Source organism: Sphingomonas echinoides, from assembly GCF_029623395.1.
Lineage (GTDB): Bacteria > Pseudomonadota > Alphaproteobacteria > Sphingomonadales > Sphingomonadaceae > Sphingomonas > Sphingomonas echinoides_A.
This window is the reverse complement of sequence record NZ_JAPYKK010000001.1, coordinates 68,070-82,659: the sequence shown is the minus strand read 5'-3', so window position 1 is coordinate 82,659 and position 14,590 is coordinate 68,070. Positions and strand designations below refer to the sequence as shown.

Here is a 14,590-nt window from a genome sequence, read left to right as displayed (position 1 = left end):
ACCAACCCTCGCCGGATGCGATATCAGGCGGCGGCGCTCGCCGAAAACGCGTCTGCTGCGCCCTTCAGATCCCGCAATTGATCATCGACCTTGCCAAATTCGCGTTCAAGCGTGTCGATTTCACCAGCGATATGGTCGGTATCCTCGCGGATTGCGACGATCGTGTGCGACATCGAGTCCGCTGCGAGCGCGGTTTCGTCAACTGCTGCGGTGATGGCCGTCACCGTCTGTGCTTGCGCTTCCATGGCATGGCGGATGCGGATCGCGCTTTCCTGAACTTCGCCGACGGTCGCCTTGATCGACGCGTTGGTGGCGACGGTCGAGCGGGTGGCGGACTGTATGGCGGAGATTTGCGACGCGATATCGTCGGTCGCGCGCGCGGTCTGGCTCGCGAGGCTTTTCACTTCCTGCGCAACCACGGCGAACCCGCGACCGGCATCGCCCGCGCGGGCGGCTTCGATCGTGGCATTGAGGGCGAGCAGGTTGGTCTGTCCGGCGATGTCGCGGATCAGCCCAAGGATCGATTCGATCGACTTGGCGTGATCGCTGAGCGTCTCCGACATACAGACCGCGGTCCCCGCCTGGGTCGAGGCGCGTGTCGCGATCGCGGTTGCCGCCTCGACTTCGGTGCGGGCGTCCTCGATCGCGCGAATCAGGCCGGCGGCGGTCTGTGCCGCTTCGCGCATGGCGGTGGCGGATTGCTCTGCGGCGGCGGCGACTTCGCTGGTCTTGCCGGTCATCCCGCGCGTCGAACAAGCCGCACCCTGGGCCTGGACCCGCAAGCGATTGCCCAGAGCCACGGTGCCTTCGATCGACGTGGCGATCGTTTCGCTGAAATGCGCGGAACGGTCGCGGCGTTCTGCGCGTGTGCGTTCGGCGTCGTGCGTGCCGAGATGCGACGCCATGACATCTGCCTCGACCAGCGCCAGCCGTTGTACCGCATCCGCCAGGATGCGGAGGCGGGGCGATGCGACGCCAATCTTTTCCTCGATCAGGCGCAGCGTGCAACTGTGCGCGAAACTCAACGAGGCCAGCAGCGCTTGCAACGGGATTCCCGCGTTTTGCGATCTGGCGACGTGGTGCGTCGCCATGCGCGCCCACTCCTCGCTCTTCGGTGCCGCATATTTCAGGAGCGTATAGCGACCGCTTTCCGCGACATTCGATGCGAGCGCGGCTTCGTCGAACATCGGACGAATATGGGCCGATACCGGCAAAGCCAGATAATACTCCCAGAACGTCCGCGAGATCGCCAGCTCGTCACCACTAATGATCGTAGCGATTTCGGCGCTCGCCGCGATCAGCGTATCGTCCCAATCATAGTCGGCGACCCGTTGCGCAGCGGACCGGTTCTCGCCGCTCCATCTGCCCACTTGACTCGTCATCGTCTTACTCCCTGGAGCGCCACAAGACCCGCTCGATTTCGGTTACGCTGCGACCTTGGTCACGAATTCTCCGGCGCTGTTCTTGAGTGCCCCAAGCTTGCTGTCGAGCGAGTCGAAACCGCGCCCGACGCTGTCGATCTCGGAGGCCACGGATTCGGTGTCTTCCCGGATCGCGGTGATCGTGTTCGACATGGAATCGGCCGCCAGCGCGGTTTCGTCGACCGCCGCAGTGATTGCGGTCACGGTCTGGGCCTGCGCTTCCATTGCATAGCGGATCCGGTTCGCGCTCTCCTGGACTTCGGCAACGGTCGATTTGATCGACGCGTTGGTTTCGACGGTAGAGCGCGTGGCAGACTGGATCGCGGCGATCTTGGCGGCGATGTCGTCGGTAGCGCGGGCGGTCTGGCTGGCGAGACTCTTTACTTCCTGTGCGACCACCGCGAAGCCGCGCCCCGCGTCGCCGGCGCGGGCCGCTTCGATCGTAGCGTTGAGCGCGAGCAGGTTGGTCTGGCCGGCAATGTCGCGGATGAGTCCGAGGATCGATTCGATCGACTTGGCATGGTCGCTGAGCGTTTCCGACATGCCGACCGCTGCGCCCGCCTGTGTCGAAGCGCGGTTCGCGATTTCCGCGGCGGCTTCCACTTCGGTCCGGGCATCCTCGATCGCCCGGATCAGGCCGGCGGCGGTTTGTGCGGCTTCGCGCATTGCGACCGCGGACTGCTCGGCGGCAGCGGCGACTTCGCTGGTCTTGCCGAGCATGCCGCGCGCGGACGTCGACGTGCGCATCGATTGGCCGCGCAAGACTTCGGATTCCTGAGTCGCTTTCTCGACCGTCAACGCGATCCCCTCGCGGAACTCGGCCGCAAGCCGATCACGCTGGCCCGCTGCGCTATGCGCGCAAAAGGCATTGTAGATTTCGACCGTGATCTCGCTTTCGAGACCGGTCAGCCGCAACACGGTGTCGATAAAGGCGGGGAGACGCGGGTCGCCTGGTTCGATCCGCTTGAACAGGATCGTCAACGCGGCGCGGTCGCTGGCGCAGGTCATCGACAGAAGCGCCATCGTCGAGACGCCCGCGGCATAGCCCGCGGCAACCGAACGCTCCATCGATTCGACCCAGGCACGACCGCTGACATCGCAGAAGCGATTGCGCAGATAGGCGACTCCGAGCTCGACCATCCTGGTTTCCTCGTGCGGTTGCCAATTGGTCTCGCCAAGTCCGGCGCGGCGCCATTGCCCCCAGAACGCGCGCGCGATCTCGGGCGCATCGGGTTCAAGCACCGCCCATACGGCGCGCGCTGCGGCTTCGAGCGTATCGTCGAAGTCGAACGCCCGGAGTCGGGCGCGGATATCGATGGTCGCGGCAATCTCTCCGGGAGCGGGCAATGTACTGAGGTTCAACGTGGACGCTCCGTCTCTGGCAAGGCCGGCGCGCGAAACGCCCGCTCTTTGAGTAACGCCTGCTGGTTAACGCAGTGTAACCGGCAAAATGGATGATTGTGTCGGATGCATCTGCGGTATCAGCCAGAATCCTTGCATCATCGGCTCGTCGGATTAAGAGGGCACCAACCCGCATTCGATCGGCAATCGACCCTGCAATTGATGAGGACATGCCGCCTTGGCCAGCACGACACCAACGACCAAACGCGCCCGACCGCTCAGCCCGCATCTGAGCATCTGGAAATGGGGGCCGCACATGACGGTCTCGATCCTGCACCGCGTCACCGGCAGCGGGATGGCGACGGTCGGCACGCTCGTCATGGTATGGTGGCTGGCGGCGATTTCGGGCGGAGCCGAAAGCTACGCCACGTTCCATCATGTGTTCGGCGAATTCGCCGGCGGCGCGCTTGGCTATCTGTTCGGGATCGGGCTGACGCTGTCCTTCTTCCAGCATATGGCCACCGGGATCCGCCATTTCGTGATGGATACGGGCGCGGGCTATGAGCTCAAGCGTAACAAGTCCGGTGCCCTTGCCACGATGGTCTTCTCGGTTGCAGCCACCGCGGTCGTCTGGGTCTACCTGCTGGGGGTCAAGTAACATGGCATATGGAACCGAACTCGGCCGCGTGCGCGGTCTCGGCAGCGCCAAGGAAGGCGCGCATCACTGGTGGCAGCAACGCCTGACGGCGGGCGCCAACCTGTTCCTGATGCTGTGGTTCTTCCTCGCGATCCTGCGGTTGCCGGCGTATGACTATGACACGGTCCATACGTGGCTGTCGTCGAGCTGGGCGGCGATTCCGATGATGCTGTTGATCGTCTCGGTCTTCTACCATTTCCGGCTCGGCCTGCAGGTCGTGATCGAGGATTACGCCCATGCCGAGAGCCGCGTGCTCGCAATGGTCGCGCTCAACTTCTTCACCGTCGTGACCGCCGGCATCGCCATTTTCGCGATCCTCAAGGTCGCCTTCACCGCTACCACCGGAGTGCCGCATGCCTGAGGCATATAAGATCATCGACCATACCTATGACGCCGTCGTCGTGGGTGCGGGTGGCTCGGGCCTCCGCGCGACCATGGGGATCGCGGAGAGCGGCCTGAAGACCGCGTGCATCACCAAGGTCTTCCCGACGCGCAGCCACACGGTTGCGGCGCAAGGCGGCATCGCGGCGAGCCTCGGCAACAACTCGCCGGACCATTGGTCCTGGCACATGTACGATACCGTCAAGGGATCCGACTGGCTCGGTGACCAGGACGCGATCGAGTATATGGTGCGCGAAGCACCGCAGGCAGTGTACGAGCTCGAGCATGCCGGCGTGCCGTTCAGCCGCAACGACAATGGCACGATCTACCAGCGTCCATTCGGTGGCCACATGCAGAACATGGGCGAGGGGCCTCCGGTCCAGCGCACCTGCGCCGCGGCCGACCGTACCGGTCACGCGATGCTCCACGCGCTGTACCAGCAGAGCCTGAAGTATAATTCCGATTTCTACATTGAGTATTTCGCACTCGACCTGATCATGGAAGACGGCGTGTGCCGTGGTGTGATCGCCTTGTGCATGGACGACGGATCGATCCATCGTTTCCGCGCGCATTCGGTCGTGCTGGCGACGGGCGGCTATGGCCGCACCTACTTCTCGGCGACCTCGGCGCACACCTGCACCGGCGACGGCAATGCGATGGTACTCCGCGCTGGGCTCCCGCTGCAGGATATGGAGTTCGTCCAGTTCCACCCGACCGGCATTTACGGCGCGGGCGTCCTCATCACCGAGGGTGCACGCGGCGAGGGTGGTTATCTTACCAACTCCGAGGGCGAACGCTTCATGGAGCGCTATGCCCCGTCGGCGAAGGACCTGGCGTCGCGCGACGTGGTGTCGCGCTCGATGGCGCTGGAAATGCGTGAAGGCCGCGGTGTCGGCGAGCATAAGGACCACATCTTCCTGCACCTCGATCACATCGATCCCAAGGTGCTGGCAGAGCGGCTTCCGGGCATCACCGAGACGGGCAAGATCTTCGCCAACGTCGACCTGACGCGCCAGCCGCTGCCGGTGACGCCGACCGTGCATTACAACATGGGCGGCATCCCGACCAATTATCACGGCGAAGTCGTCAACCTGCGCGACGGTAACCCCGATTCGGTCGTCCCCGGCCTGTTCGCGGTCGGCGAGGCTGCCTGCGTTTCGGTCCATGGCGCGAACCGCCTCGGCTCCAATTCGCTGATCGATCTTGTGGTGTTCGGCCGTGCTACGGGTTTGCGTCTCAAGGAGACGCTCAAGCCCAACACGCCGCACAATCCGCTCCCCAAGGGGTCGGAAGACATGGCGCTCGGTCGCCTCGACACGTTCCGCAACGCCACGGGCGGTTCGCCCACCGCGCAGATCCGGACCGAGATGCAGCGCACGATGCAGAAGCATTGCGCAGTGTTCCGCGACAACGCGCTGCTCGCCGAGGGGCAGCAGAAGATCACCGCGACCTATCAGCGGCTGCAGGACGTGCACGTCACCGATCGCTCGCTGATCTGGAACACCGATCTGGTCGAGACGCTCGAGCTCGACAACCTGCTCGCGCAGGCGGTCGTGACGATGGAGAGCGCCGCCAACCGCAAGGAATCGCGCGGGGCGCATGTCAACGAGGATTATCCCGATCGCGACGACGCGAACTGGATGAAGCACACCACCGCGACCTTCAACGGCTGGGGCGGCAAGGCGGGCAAGGTCGATATCGGCTATCGCCCAGTGCATGACTACACGCTCACGGACGATGCCGAGTACATCAAGCCGAAGAAGCGCGTTTACTGATTGCTGTCGGTAGCGGTGCCGAACATCCTGCAGGTGCAGGGGAAGCGGCACCGCTCCGATCAGATGGTACAGAATGCCCCGGACGGGCATAGAGCGCTACGGCGCTAGAGCAATTGCCGCGCTATAAGCCGCTGTTGCGGCCCGCGACGATTGGGTGAGCCGGTTAGGCCCACCGTCCTTTACCATTTCCTGCGCCCGCAGGAATGCAGAACCAAGCAAAACATCCCCTGTAGGGTTTCGCAACTCCTGGGCTCCTGCTTCCGTAGGAGCCCAGGCAGGGGTGTCCCGGGACTTCGTGACATTCAGCGCGACCGCTCGCCGGTGGAGGTTGGTTGCGTAAGGCCAGCAAACGCGATCGCGTGCGGATGTTTTCCGTTCGTCGGCCCATGCAAAAAGGGCCGGAGTTTCCCCCGGCCCTTTCGGATGGCTTGAGGCAGGAAAGGCTTACGCCGCCGAAACCTCGGCGGTGTCGACCTTGATGCCGGCGCCCATGGTCGAGCTGACGGCGACCTTGCGGACATACTTGCCCTTGGCGCCCGACGGCTTGGCCTTGACCACTGCGTCGACCAGCGCGTCGAAGTTCGCGCGGAGGTCTTCCGCCGGGAACGACGCCTTACCGATACCCGAGTGAATGATCCCAGCCTTCTCAACGCGATATTCGATCTGGCCGCCCTTGGCTGCCTTGACCGCTTCCGCGACGTTCATCGTGACCGTGCCGAGCTTCGGGTTCGGCATCAGGCCCTTCGGACCGAGCACCTTGCCGAGGCGACCGACGACGCCCATCATGTCCGGGGTCGCGATGCAGCGATCGAAATCGATCGTGCCACCCTGGACGATTTCCATGAGGTCTTCCGCACCGACGACGTCTGCACCAGCGGCACGGGCTTCGTCAGCCTTGGCACCCTTGGCGAACACGCCGACGCGAACCGTCTTGCCGGTGCCCTTAGGCAGCGTGACGACGCCACGGACCATCTGGTCCGCGTGACGCGGATCGACGCCGAGGTTGAGCGCGACTTCGATCGTCTCGTCGAACTTCGAGGTTGCGTGGGTCTTCGCCAGCGCGATCGCCTCGTCGATGCCGTACAGCTTCTCGCTGTTGATCGCGGTGCCGAGCGTCTTTGCCTTCTTGGTCAGCTTTGCCATGATCTCAGCCCTCCACCACTTCGAGGCCCATTGCGCGGGCGGAGCCTTCGATGATGCGGGTTGCCGCGTCGATATCGTTGGCGTTGAGATCCTTCATCTTCGCAGTCGCGATTTCCGAAAGCTGCGAGCGCTTGATCTTGCCGGCGACCGTCTTGCCCGGCTCCTTCGAGCCCGACTTAAGGCCAGCGGCCTTCTTGATCAGGAACGTCGCAGGCGGCGTCTTGGTCTCGAACGAGAAGCTGCGGTCGGCGTAGACGGTGATGACGGTGGGGAGCGGCGTGCCGACTTCCTGGTCACCGGTCGACGCGTTGAACGCCTTGCAAAATTCCATGATGTTGACGCCGCGCTGACCCAGCGCAGGACCGATCGGGGGCGACGGGTTGGCCTTGCCGGCCGGCACCTGAAGCTTGATGTAGCCTGTAATCTTCTTTGCCATAAGGCGGTCTCACTCTGTCATAGGGCGCAGCGCCTAAGCGCGACGCCCGGTTCAAGTTTAGCGGTTCAAGCGACGCCTCGGTAAAGAGCCGCCTCCCGCAAAATCCATCGATGTCTCGTTGGAAGGGTGCGCGCATAGCCGAATGGGGGCGAGGATGCAACAGGACCGCGATTTACGAGGGCACCCGAACGCAAAAAGGGCGACCCCTTCGCAGGGGCCGCCCTTTTCGGTTCGAACCAAGGTCCGGTGGGGAAGGGCGCCGGTTGCCCGCCGCCCTTCGTCCGCCTTACTTGACTTCGACGGTCGCGCCAGCTGCTTCGAGCTGGGCCTTGATCTTGGCTGCTTCGTCCTTCGAAACGCCTTCCTTGACGGCCTTGGGAGCCGACTCGACCAGCGTCTTAGCTTCGGTCAGGCCGAGCGAGGTGATCGCGCGGACTTCCTTGATGACGTTGATCTTCTTGCCACCGTCGCCGGTGAGGATGACGTCGAATTCGGTCTGCTCTTCAGCTGCCGGAGCAGCTGCGCCGCCGGCTGCCGCCGGTGCTGCTGCGACTGCTGCAGCGGCCGAAACGCCCCACTTCTCTTCGAGCATCTTCGACAGGTCTGCTGCTTCGATGACGGTGAGAGCCGAAAGCTGGTCAACCAGCGCGTTGAGGTCTGCCATGTGTAGTCTCCATTGATCGGGGCGTCGCCCCATGGTTTCAGTTCAAAAAGTCTCGAATACCCGACAGATGTCAGGCGTCCGCCGTTTCCTTTTCGGCGTCCTTCTCGGCGTAGGCCGAAAGCACACGAGCGAGCTGAGCCGCAGGCGCCTGCGCAATCGTTGCGAGCTTGGTTGCAGGTGCAACCAGCAGGCCAACGATCTTGGCACGCAGTTCGTCCAGCGACGGCATCGTCGCGAGTGCCTTCACGCCGTCCACGTCGAGGACGGTCGCACCCATCGCACCACCGACGATTTCGAACTTGTCGTTCGTCTTCGCAAATTCCACGGCCACCTTGGCGGCCGCGACGGGGTCGATGGAACTGGCGAGACCGACCGGACCCGTGAGCATGTCGCCCAACGGGGTGTAGTCGGTGCCGTCCAGAGCGATCTTGGCAAGCTTGTTCTTCGAGACCTTGTAGGTCGCACCGGCATCCCGCATCGCGTTGCGCAGCTTTGTCGACTGGGCAACGGTCATGCCGAGGTTACGGGTGACAACCACCACGCCAACTTCGGCAAAAGTGCGGTTCAGCTCGGTAACGAGCTCGGTCTTTTGAGCGCGATCCATGCCATTCTCCACTTATGGTCGCACCGCGAACGGCACGACCGGTTACGAACCGAGACACAGTTGCGCCTCGGAAGGTGTCCAGCGATGGGGAATGGAAGCGACGCCAACCTCCGACGAAGCGGTGGGTAGGCGGCAAGCCGTCACGCCGGAAAACCGGTGTGCGGTGAAATCCTGTCCCCGTCTCGGCAGGGCATTAAGACCGACGAAATTCGGCCACCTGCTGTCTCGGACGGTCCCGGCCCAAGCGAACTCGGATCAGGAGAGCGGCGGCCAATAAAGGGATGTGGGGGAAAGTCAACGGGGGCGGGCGAAAGGGGCAAGGGGCTTCGCAATGTTGAACGAGACACATAAAGATACGCTGGTGAAACCAACTGACGGTTCTAGGGTTGTTGAAGCGTGATCGATCTTCCCGCTTCGGCCCCTTCCGAGCAGCCCGCCCTTCCTTCCACATCCAAATCGCGATGGCGTTCGCGGTTGCTGGCGACCGCTGCGGTAGGCGGCGGGATCGTCGTCATCGCGCTGGTTGCACTCGGGGCGTTTCCCGTCGGGATGATGCGCGGCGTCGTTGAAAACCGTTTGTCCGCGGCGCTCGATACCAAGGTACAGGTCGGCTCGGTCACGCGCGACACGCTGTTTTCCTACACGCCGACCGTATCGATTCGCGACGTTCGGATCGCCCAGCCTGCATGGGTTGGACCGGGGGATTTCGTTCGACTGGATAGCGTGAGCCTGCGCGTGCCGGTGTTCCGGTTGCTGACAGGCGCTTTCAAGCCCGATCGGATCAGCGTGGACGGCGCACGCGTGGCGCTGGTGCGCGACGTGTCGGGGCGCAAGAACTGGGAACCTGAGCGCAAGACGCCCAAGCGTGGGGGAGACAGCCGCCCGAGCTTGTCCGATCTGACCGTCACCAACAGCCAGATCGTCATCCGCGATGCCAAGCGCGGGTTGACGGTTTCCGGTCCGTTAAGCGTCGATGCTGCGCGTGGCCTACAATATGCGGCGACAGGCACCTTCCAGGATACGCCTGCCCGACTGGAGTTGCACGGCGGCAAGATCACCGGGATCGACCCTACCGCGTCCTATCCGTTCGCCGTGTCGCTCGCATCGCCGGCATTGCGCATGACGGTGAAGGGGGCGATGCGCGGTGTACTCGACACGCGCCATTTCACCGCCGACGTCAGCACGCAGGCGCCGACGCTCAAGAACCTCGACCGGATCATCGAGGCGGGGCTGTTTGGATCACAACCGATCGATTTTCGCGGCAAGATCCGGCATGATGGACGTGACTGGTATGTCGACCGGATCGCCGGGAGTATGGGGCGATCGCGCTTCTCTGGCCTGGCGACGATCCACAAGGATGGTGCGCGAACCATGATCAACGCGAAAATCGATGCAAGCCAGTTCGACTTCGACGATCTGGCGGATACCGAAGGTCGCGCGAAATCGGCGGCGCGTAAGGCCGCGATCGGCGCACGCGTGATCCCGCCGACGCGGATCAACCTGTCCAAGCTCGGCAAGACCGACGGGCGGCTGGTGTTCGCCGCGCACAAGTTGCTTTCGAGTGGCGGGACGGTATTCAAGAGCCTGTCGGGTACGCTCACGCTCGATCACCGGACGGTGACGGTCAGCAACATCGTCGCGACGCTGGCGAGTGGTCGAATGACCGGGACGGTCAAGGTCGATCATCGCAGCGGCAATCCAAAGCTCGGGGTCGACGTGCGTCTGGCCGGGCTGACGCTGGACGCATTGGTCGGCCAGCCGAAGATGATCTCGGGGCCGGTGCGCGGGCATATCGTGATGAACGGGCAGGGTGATACCGTTCGCGAGGCGATGGCGCACGCCAGCGGCAAGGCGGCGATCGTCGCGACCGACGGGCACGTCCAGCGGATGGTCGCGGATGTCCTCGGGCAGAACCTGAGCGGCGCGGTGTCGCACGCTATCAGCGGGCCGAGCCAGGAAGTTCCGCTGCGCTGTCTCGTCGCGAACTTCCGCGCGACGCGGGGCGTGCTGACGCCAAACCCGCTCGCAATCGATACGGGCGCGTCGGTTGGGCGCGGTTCCGGGCGGATCGTGCTCGACGGCGAACGACTCGATCTGACCCTAGCGGGGGCGAGCAAGAGCCACGCGTTGCTGCGGATTACCGACCCGATCCATGTGCGCGGCACCTTGAGTTCGCCGACGGTGTCGGTCGCGGGGATCGGCGCAGCGGAGAAGCCGACCGCAGGCGGGGTGCTTCGCGTGCTGGGGCGCTCGATAGGGGAGGCGCTGGGGATCCGGAAGACGCCACCCTCGGCGGAAGGGCGGCCGCCGACGACGATTAATTGCTCGGCGGCAGTGGCGGCGGCGTTGCGGTAATCCCTTCGCATGCCGCCTGATAAGTTCAGAGAAACACGGATTGCTCGGCATGATGCCGAATTAGAAAAAGGCCCGGTGCGGAGCGCACCGGGCCTTTTTCGTTAGTCTGTCGTCTCGGCAATCAGGCGAGATCGCGCACGTTCGGCTCACGCGCGAAGAAGCGCTTCGCCGCTGCCTTGGCGAAGTCCGCGCCCAGATCAGTCACGCCTTCGTCCTTCTCTACGCCGGCCTTGTCGAGCAACGGCTGTGCCGCTGCGCTCGCACCGACCGCCTTGAGGTGCCCGAACGCGTCCATCGCGAACTGGACCGCCGCGCCCTGCTTGAGCAGCATCGCGCAACCCTCGGCAGACAACGCGATCGCGACCGCGTCGAAGATCTGCGACGGCGTACCGGCGAGCTGGCCATCGGCCTTGCGCTTGCTGCCGTCCGACAGCGTTGCGCCGCCGACCTTGGGCGCGACCAGCACGGCCTTGCCCTTGGCGTCCTTGATCGACGCGACCAGCGCGTCGAGCTCGGCGGCGTCGGTGCCGTCCGCAATCAGGATGCCGACAACGCGGCCTTCCAACGTCTCCTTCATATTCTTCTGGATCGACAGCGCGTCCGAAGGCTTCATGTCGACCGGTTCGCGCGCGGCCTTTGCCTTCTCGGGCAAATCGATGTTGAGGCCGTCCGCGACACGCTGCGCGAGACCCTCATCGACGTTGCGAAGATTGGCGACCATCCGCGGCGGGACCTGATCGAGCAGGCCGACCTTCGACAGCTCGAACACGAACGACGACGCGATATGTGCCTGCTCGTTTTCGGTCGCCGAATTGAAAAACAGCCGTGCCTGGCTGTAGTGATCCGCGAACAGTTCCGAACGGACACGGAGCTTGTCGCCCGTCTCGTTGTCGCCGGTTGCGGCGTTGGTCGTCACATAGCCCTTGGTCGCGCTCTCGCGCGGTCCGCCATCCTCGCCGTGCGCGGCAAGGCTATTCGGCTCGTAGTTCGCGCGGCCCTTGGGGACCTTGGTCTGCATCATCCCGTCGCGCTGGAAGTTGCCCGCCGGCGAGCGCGGGCTGTTGATCGGGATCTGGTGGAAGTTGGTCGTCCCCAGACGCGACTTCTGCGTGTCGAGATAGCTGAACAGGCGACCCTGGAGCAGCGGATCGTTCGAGAAATCGATCCCCGGCACGACGTTGGTCGGCAGGAACGCGACCTGCTCGGTCTCGGCGAAGAAGTTGTCGACGTTACGGTCGAGCACCATCCGCCCGATGATCCGCACCGGGACGTCCTCTTCCGGGATCAGTTTGGTCGAATCGAGCACGTCATACGGCTGCGCTTCGGCAAAGGCCTGGTCGAACACCTGGATGCCGAGTTCCCACTCGGGGAAATCGCCGGTGTCGATCGCCTCGAACAGATCGCGACGATGATAGTCGTTGTCGGCGGCCTGGAGCTTGAGCGTCTCGTCCCAGATCGTCGACTGGAGGCCGAGCTTTGGCTTCCAGTGGAACTTGACGAAGCTGCTGTTGCCCTCGGCATTGACGAGGCGGAAGGTGTGGACGCCGAAGCCTTCCATCATCCGCAGCGAACGCGGGAGAGTACGGTCCGACATCGCCCACATCAGCATGTGAGTCGCTTCCGGCATCAGCGATGCCCAGTCCCAGAAGGTGTCGTGCGCACTGCCGGCCTGCGGATAGGCGCGGTCGGCTTCCATCTTCACCGAATGGATCAGGTCGGGGAACTTGATCGCGTCCTGGATGAAGAACACCGGGATGTTGTTGCCGACGAGATCCCAATTGCCCTCGGTCGTGTAGAACTTGACCGCAAAGCCGCGCACGTCGCGCGGGGTGTCGACCGAGCCAGCACCGCCTGCGACGGTCGAAAAGCGGACGAAGACTTCGGTCTTCTCGCCCTTCTTGAACACGGCCGCGCGCGACAGGTCCGAAATGTCGTCGGTCGCCTCGAAATAGCCGTGTGCGCCCGAACCGCGTGCGTGGACGATCCGCTCTGGGATCCGCTCGTGGTCGAAGTGGAAGATCTTCTCGCGCAGGACGAAGTCTTCGAGCAGCGTCGGGCCGCGCGAACCGCTCTTGAGGCTGTTCTGGTTGTCGGAAACGGGCACGCCGTGGTTGGTCGTCAGGACCGGCGCATCGCCTTGCGCCTGCTGGTGCGTCTCGCCACCGTTGCCGGTGACCGTGTCGAAATCTGCCATGTAGGGAGCCTTCTTGGGGGTTCGGGCAGACGACGAACACGGGGCGGGTAGGTTCCGTAAAAGATGGTTGATGCAGATCGAGATGAACGAAAGCTGCGATAGCCGGAGGGCACGCGGTCAGTCGTGGCTGGACCGAAAAGTGCATGCGCTTGGCAGCAAACGAATTCCGGATACCGGACGATCAAGGAAGGTTTTCCACCAGTCTCTTAAATGGGATAGGAGCGCCCGGGGTGGTTGAGATGAGATGGGGTTTTGGCGTGCCGATCGAGCTATATCGTAGCGATACGCTCTTGGTCCGGCAGGTGGCGATCGAGGGATGTGATCGATGGGTCATCACGTTCGATCATCACAGTATCGGCGACGGCTTCGATCGCGAAGGGTTCGGCGAAAGTTTCCTGAAGGCAAACGGCATATCGGCGATCCACGTGCTGGGGCGTGGCAATGACTGGTATCAATATGACGACATCTTCGCGGCGGCGGCGGTCGTGCGCGCCGCGACCAGCGGGGCGGTGCGACGGGTCGCGTATGGATCCAGCATGGGAGCCTATGCCGCGGTCCGGCTGGCCGACGCGATCGGGGCGGATGCCGTCCTGGCGCTCTCGCCGCAATGGTCGATCGATCCGTCGATTGCGAACTGGGACACGCGCTGGTCGCAGGATGCGCATCGCATCCGCTGGTTGAGCACGATGGCCGGCCCGTTGCGCTGCCCCGCGTCGACCGTGCTCGTCTACGATCCGCACCTGACGCTGGACCGCCGACACGCCCAGTTGATCGCAGAGCAAACCGGATCGCACCTGCTGCCGGTGGCGCATTGTCTGCACCCTGCCAGCACGTTCCTGGGCGAAGTCGGTCTGCTACGTGGGCTGCTCGAGGACGTGCTATATGACCGGTTCGATGGGAGCGCGATGGCGCGGGAGATTCGGGCAAGACGCGCGTCCAGCTCGGTCTACCTAGGCGCGCTGGCTGAACGGCAACCGGCGGTCCGTCCACGGACCGCGATCGCACTTGCCCGCAAGGCGCGGCTGGTAAAGCCCGACTCGGCCCTTGGCATGCTCAGCCTCGCCCAAATCCTGACGCGGACGGGCAATCACGACGAAGCGCTGGCGATTCATCGCCATATCGCGGTCAAAGTGAACCGTTTGCCGATCTATCTCGTCCCGTTCGCAAACGCTTTGGTCAGTGCGGGAGAGGGCCGGGAGGCGCTTGCGGTCGCCGGGGAAGTGGTGGATGCCGAGCCCGACGTCGGCCATCTGCGGAACTGGTATGCCACGATGCTATGGCGGCGGGGTGAGCGCGCAGCGGCGGTAGCGCAGATCGCGCGGGCGGTTGCGCTCAACCCGGCGGAACGGCGCTATCGGCGTAAGTTCCTTCGGTATCGCCTAGCGCGGCACGCGTGGCGGGTGTTCGAGGTTGTCACCTTTCAGGCCATTCGCAAGAGGGCGTCGGATCGGAGGCGCAACGCCGCGCTCGACGCGTCTGCAATTGCGGGACGCCGGGGCGTTCGCGCCGACGTGGGCGATGTGGAGGGTGTGTGATCTCCGGTCGGATTGCGCTCAAACATCGTTAATTTTGAGCGGGA

Annotated in this window: 12 protein-coding genes; 5 read left to right on the top strand and 7 right to left on the bottom strand. The window is 63.9% G+C overall.

The window, feature by feature from the left end; translation table 11 throughout:
* Window positions 1-23: 23 nt before the first annotated feature.
* Window positions 24-1,382: a methyl-accepting chemotaxis protein gene (locus QBJ92_RS00350; protein WP_277967687.1), complete on the bottom strand. Its 1,359-nt coding sequence runs from the start codon at window positions 1,380-1,382 to the stop codon at window positions 24-26.
* Window positions 1,383-1,424: 42 nt separating this feature from the next.
* Complete coding sequence (locus QBJ92_RS00345; protein ID WP_277967946.1) at window positions 1,425-2,768, bottom strand: methyl-accepting chemotaxis protein; 1,344 nt, start codon at window positions 2,766-2,768, stop codon at window positions 1,425-1,427.
* A 232-nt stretch (window positions 2,769-3,000) separates the two neighbouring features.
* Between QBJ92_RS00345 and sdhC the strand changes: the two genes are divergently transcribed.
* Genes sdhC through sdhA form a run of 3 tightly spaced genes read left to right on the top strand, consistent with a single transcriptional unit; the run spans window position 3,001 to window position 5,615 of the window.
* Window positions 3,001-3,420 (top strand): succinate dehydrogenase, cytochrome b556 subunit, encoded by a 420-nt coding sequence (sdhC, locus tag QBJ92_RS00340; protein WP_277967686.1) that lies wholly within the window; start codon window positions 3,001-3,003, stop codon window positions 3,418-3,420.
* Between the two features lies 1 nt (window position 3,421).
* Window positions 3,422-3,820 carry a succinate dehydrogenase, hydrophobic membrane anchor protein gene (gene sdhD / locus QBJ92_RS00335; RefSeq protein ID WP_277967685.1) on the top strand — a complete coding sequence of 133 codons (399 nt, stop codon included), beginning with the start codon at window positions 3,422-3,424 and terminating at the stop codon, window positions 3,818-3,820.
* On the top strand, window positions 3,813-5,615 hold the full coding sequence (gene sdhA, locus QBJ92_RS00330; protein WP_277967684.1) for a succinate dehydrogenase flavoprotein subunit: 1,803 nt from the start codon (window positions 3,813-3,815) through the stop codon (window positions 5,613-5,615). Before sdhD ends, sdhA begins: the two co-directional genes overlap by 8 nt.
* Before the next feature lie 444 nt (window positions 5,616-6,059).
* Here the strand turns inward: sdhA and rplA are convergent, their stop codons facing one another.
* The 4 genes from rplA to rplJ form a co-directional block, all read right to left on the bottom strand.
* Window positions 6,060-6,758, bottom strand: a complete 699-nt coding sequence (gene rplA, locus QBJ92_RS00325) for a 50S ribosomal protein L1 (protein ID WP_277967683.1) — start codon at window positions 6,756-6,758, stop codon at window positions 6,060-6,062.
* Between the two features lie 4 nt (window positions 6,759-6,762).
* The gene (rplK, locus tag QBJ92_RS00320; RefSeq protein WP_010160412.1) at window positions 6,763-7,194 is read right to left on the bottom strand and encodes a 50S ribosomal protein L11; all 432 of its coding nucleotides are present in this window, start codon (window positions 7,192-7,194) and stop codon (window positions 6,763-6,765) included.
* Window positions 7,195-7,480: 286 nt separating this feature from the next.
* Window positions 7,481-7,858 carry a 50S ribosomal protein L7/L12 gene (gene rplL / locus QBJ92_RS00315; protein ID WP_242139444.1) on the bottom strand — a complete coding sequence of 126 codons (378 nt, stop codon included), beginning with the start codon at window positions 7,856-7,858 and terminating at the stop codon, window positions 7,481-7,483.
* 70 nt (window positions 7,859-7,928) lie between these two features.
* Window positions 7,929-8,462: a 50S ribosomal protein L10 gene (gene rplJ, locus QBJ92_RS00310; RefSeq protein WP_277967682.1), complete on the bottom strand. Its 534-nt coding sequence runs from the start codon at window positions 8,460-8,462 to the stop codon at window positions 7,929-7,931.
* A 474-nt stretch (window positions 8,463-8,936) separates the two neighbouring features.
* Between rplJ and QBJ92_RS00305 the strand changes: the two genes are divergently transcribed.
* Window positions 8,937-10,817, top strand: coding sequence for an AsmA family protein (locus QBJ92_RS00305; RefSeq protein WP_277967681.1), 1,881 nt, complete (start codon window positions 8,937-8,939; stop codon window positions 10,815-10,817).
* A 121-nt stretch (window positions 10,818-10,938) separates the two neighbouring features.
* Here QBJ92_RS00305 and QBJ92_RS00300 read toward each other — a convergent pair whose 3' ends face one another.
* Window positions 10,939-13,011, bottom strand: coding sequence for a catalase (locus QBJ92_RS00300; RefSeq protein WP_277967680.1), 2,073 nt, complete (start codon window positions 13,009-13,011; stop codon window positions 10,939-10,941).
* Window positions 13,012-13,250: 239 nt separating this feature from the next.
* Between QBJ92_RS00300 and QBJ92_RS00295 the strand changes: the two genes are divergently transcribed.
* Window positions 13,251-14,546, top strand: coding sequence for an alpha/beta hydrolase (locus QBJ92_RS00295; protein WP_277967679.1), 1,296 nt, complete (start codon window positions 13,251-13,253; stop codon window positions 14,544-14,546).
* Window positions 14,547-14,590: the final 44 nt, after the last annotated feature.

Excerpts from the sequence above, each read along its gene's own strand:
- rplL (WP_242139444.1), bottom strand. The coding sequence starts at position 7,858 with ATGGCAGACCTCAACGCGCTGGTTGACCAGCTTTCGGCTCTCACCGTC.
- rplK (WP_010160412.1), bottom strand. The coding sequence starts at position 7,194 with ATGGCAAAGAAGATTACAGGCTACATCAAGCTTCAGGTGCCGGCCGGC.
- QBJ92_RS00295 (WP_277967679.1), top strand. The coding sequence starts at position 13,251 with ATGAGATGGGGTTTTGGCGTGCCGATCGAGCTATATCGTAGCGATACG.
- QBJ92_RS00300 (WP_277967680.1), bottom strand. The coding sequence starts at position 13,011 with ATGGCAGATTTCGACACGGTCACCGGCAACGGTGGCGAGACGCACCAG.
- sdhD (WP_277967685.1), top strand. The coding sequence starts at position 3,422 with ATGGCATATGGAACCGAACTCGGCCGCGTGCGCGGTCTCGGCAGCGCC.
- QBJ92_RS00350 (WP_277967687.1), bottom strand. The coding sequence starts at position 1,382 with ATGACGAGTCAAGTGGGCAGATGGAGCGGCGAGAACCGGTCCGCTGCG.
- rplA (WP_277967683.1), bottom strand. The coding sequence starts at position 6,758 with ATGGCAAAGCTGACCAAGAAGGCAAAGACGCTCGGCACCGCGATCAAC.
- rplJ (WP_277967682.1), bottom strand. The coding sequence starts at position 8,462 with ATGGATCGCGCTCAAAAGACCGAGCTCGTTACCGAGCTGAACCGCACT.
- sdhA (WP_277967684.1), top strand. The coding sequence starts at position 3,813 with ATGCCTGAGGCATATAAGATCATCGACCATACCTATGACGCCGTCGTC.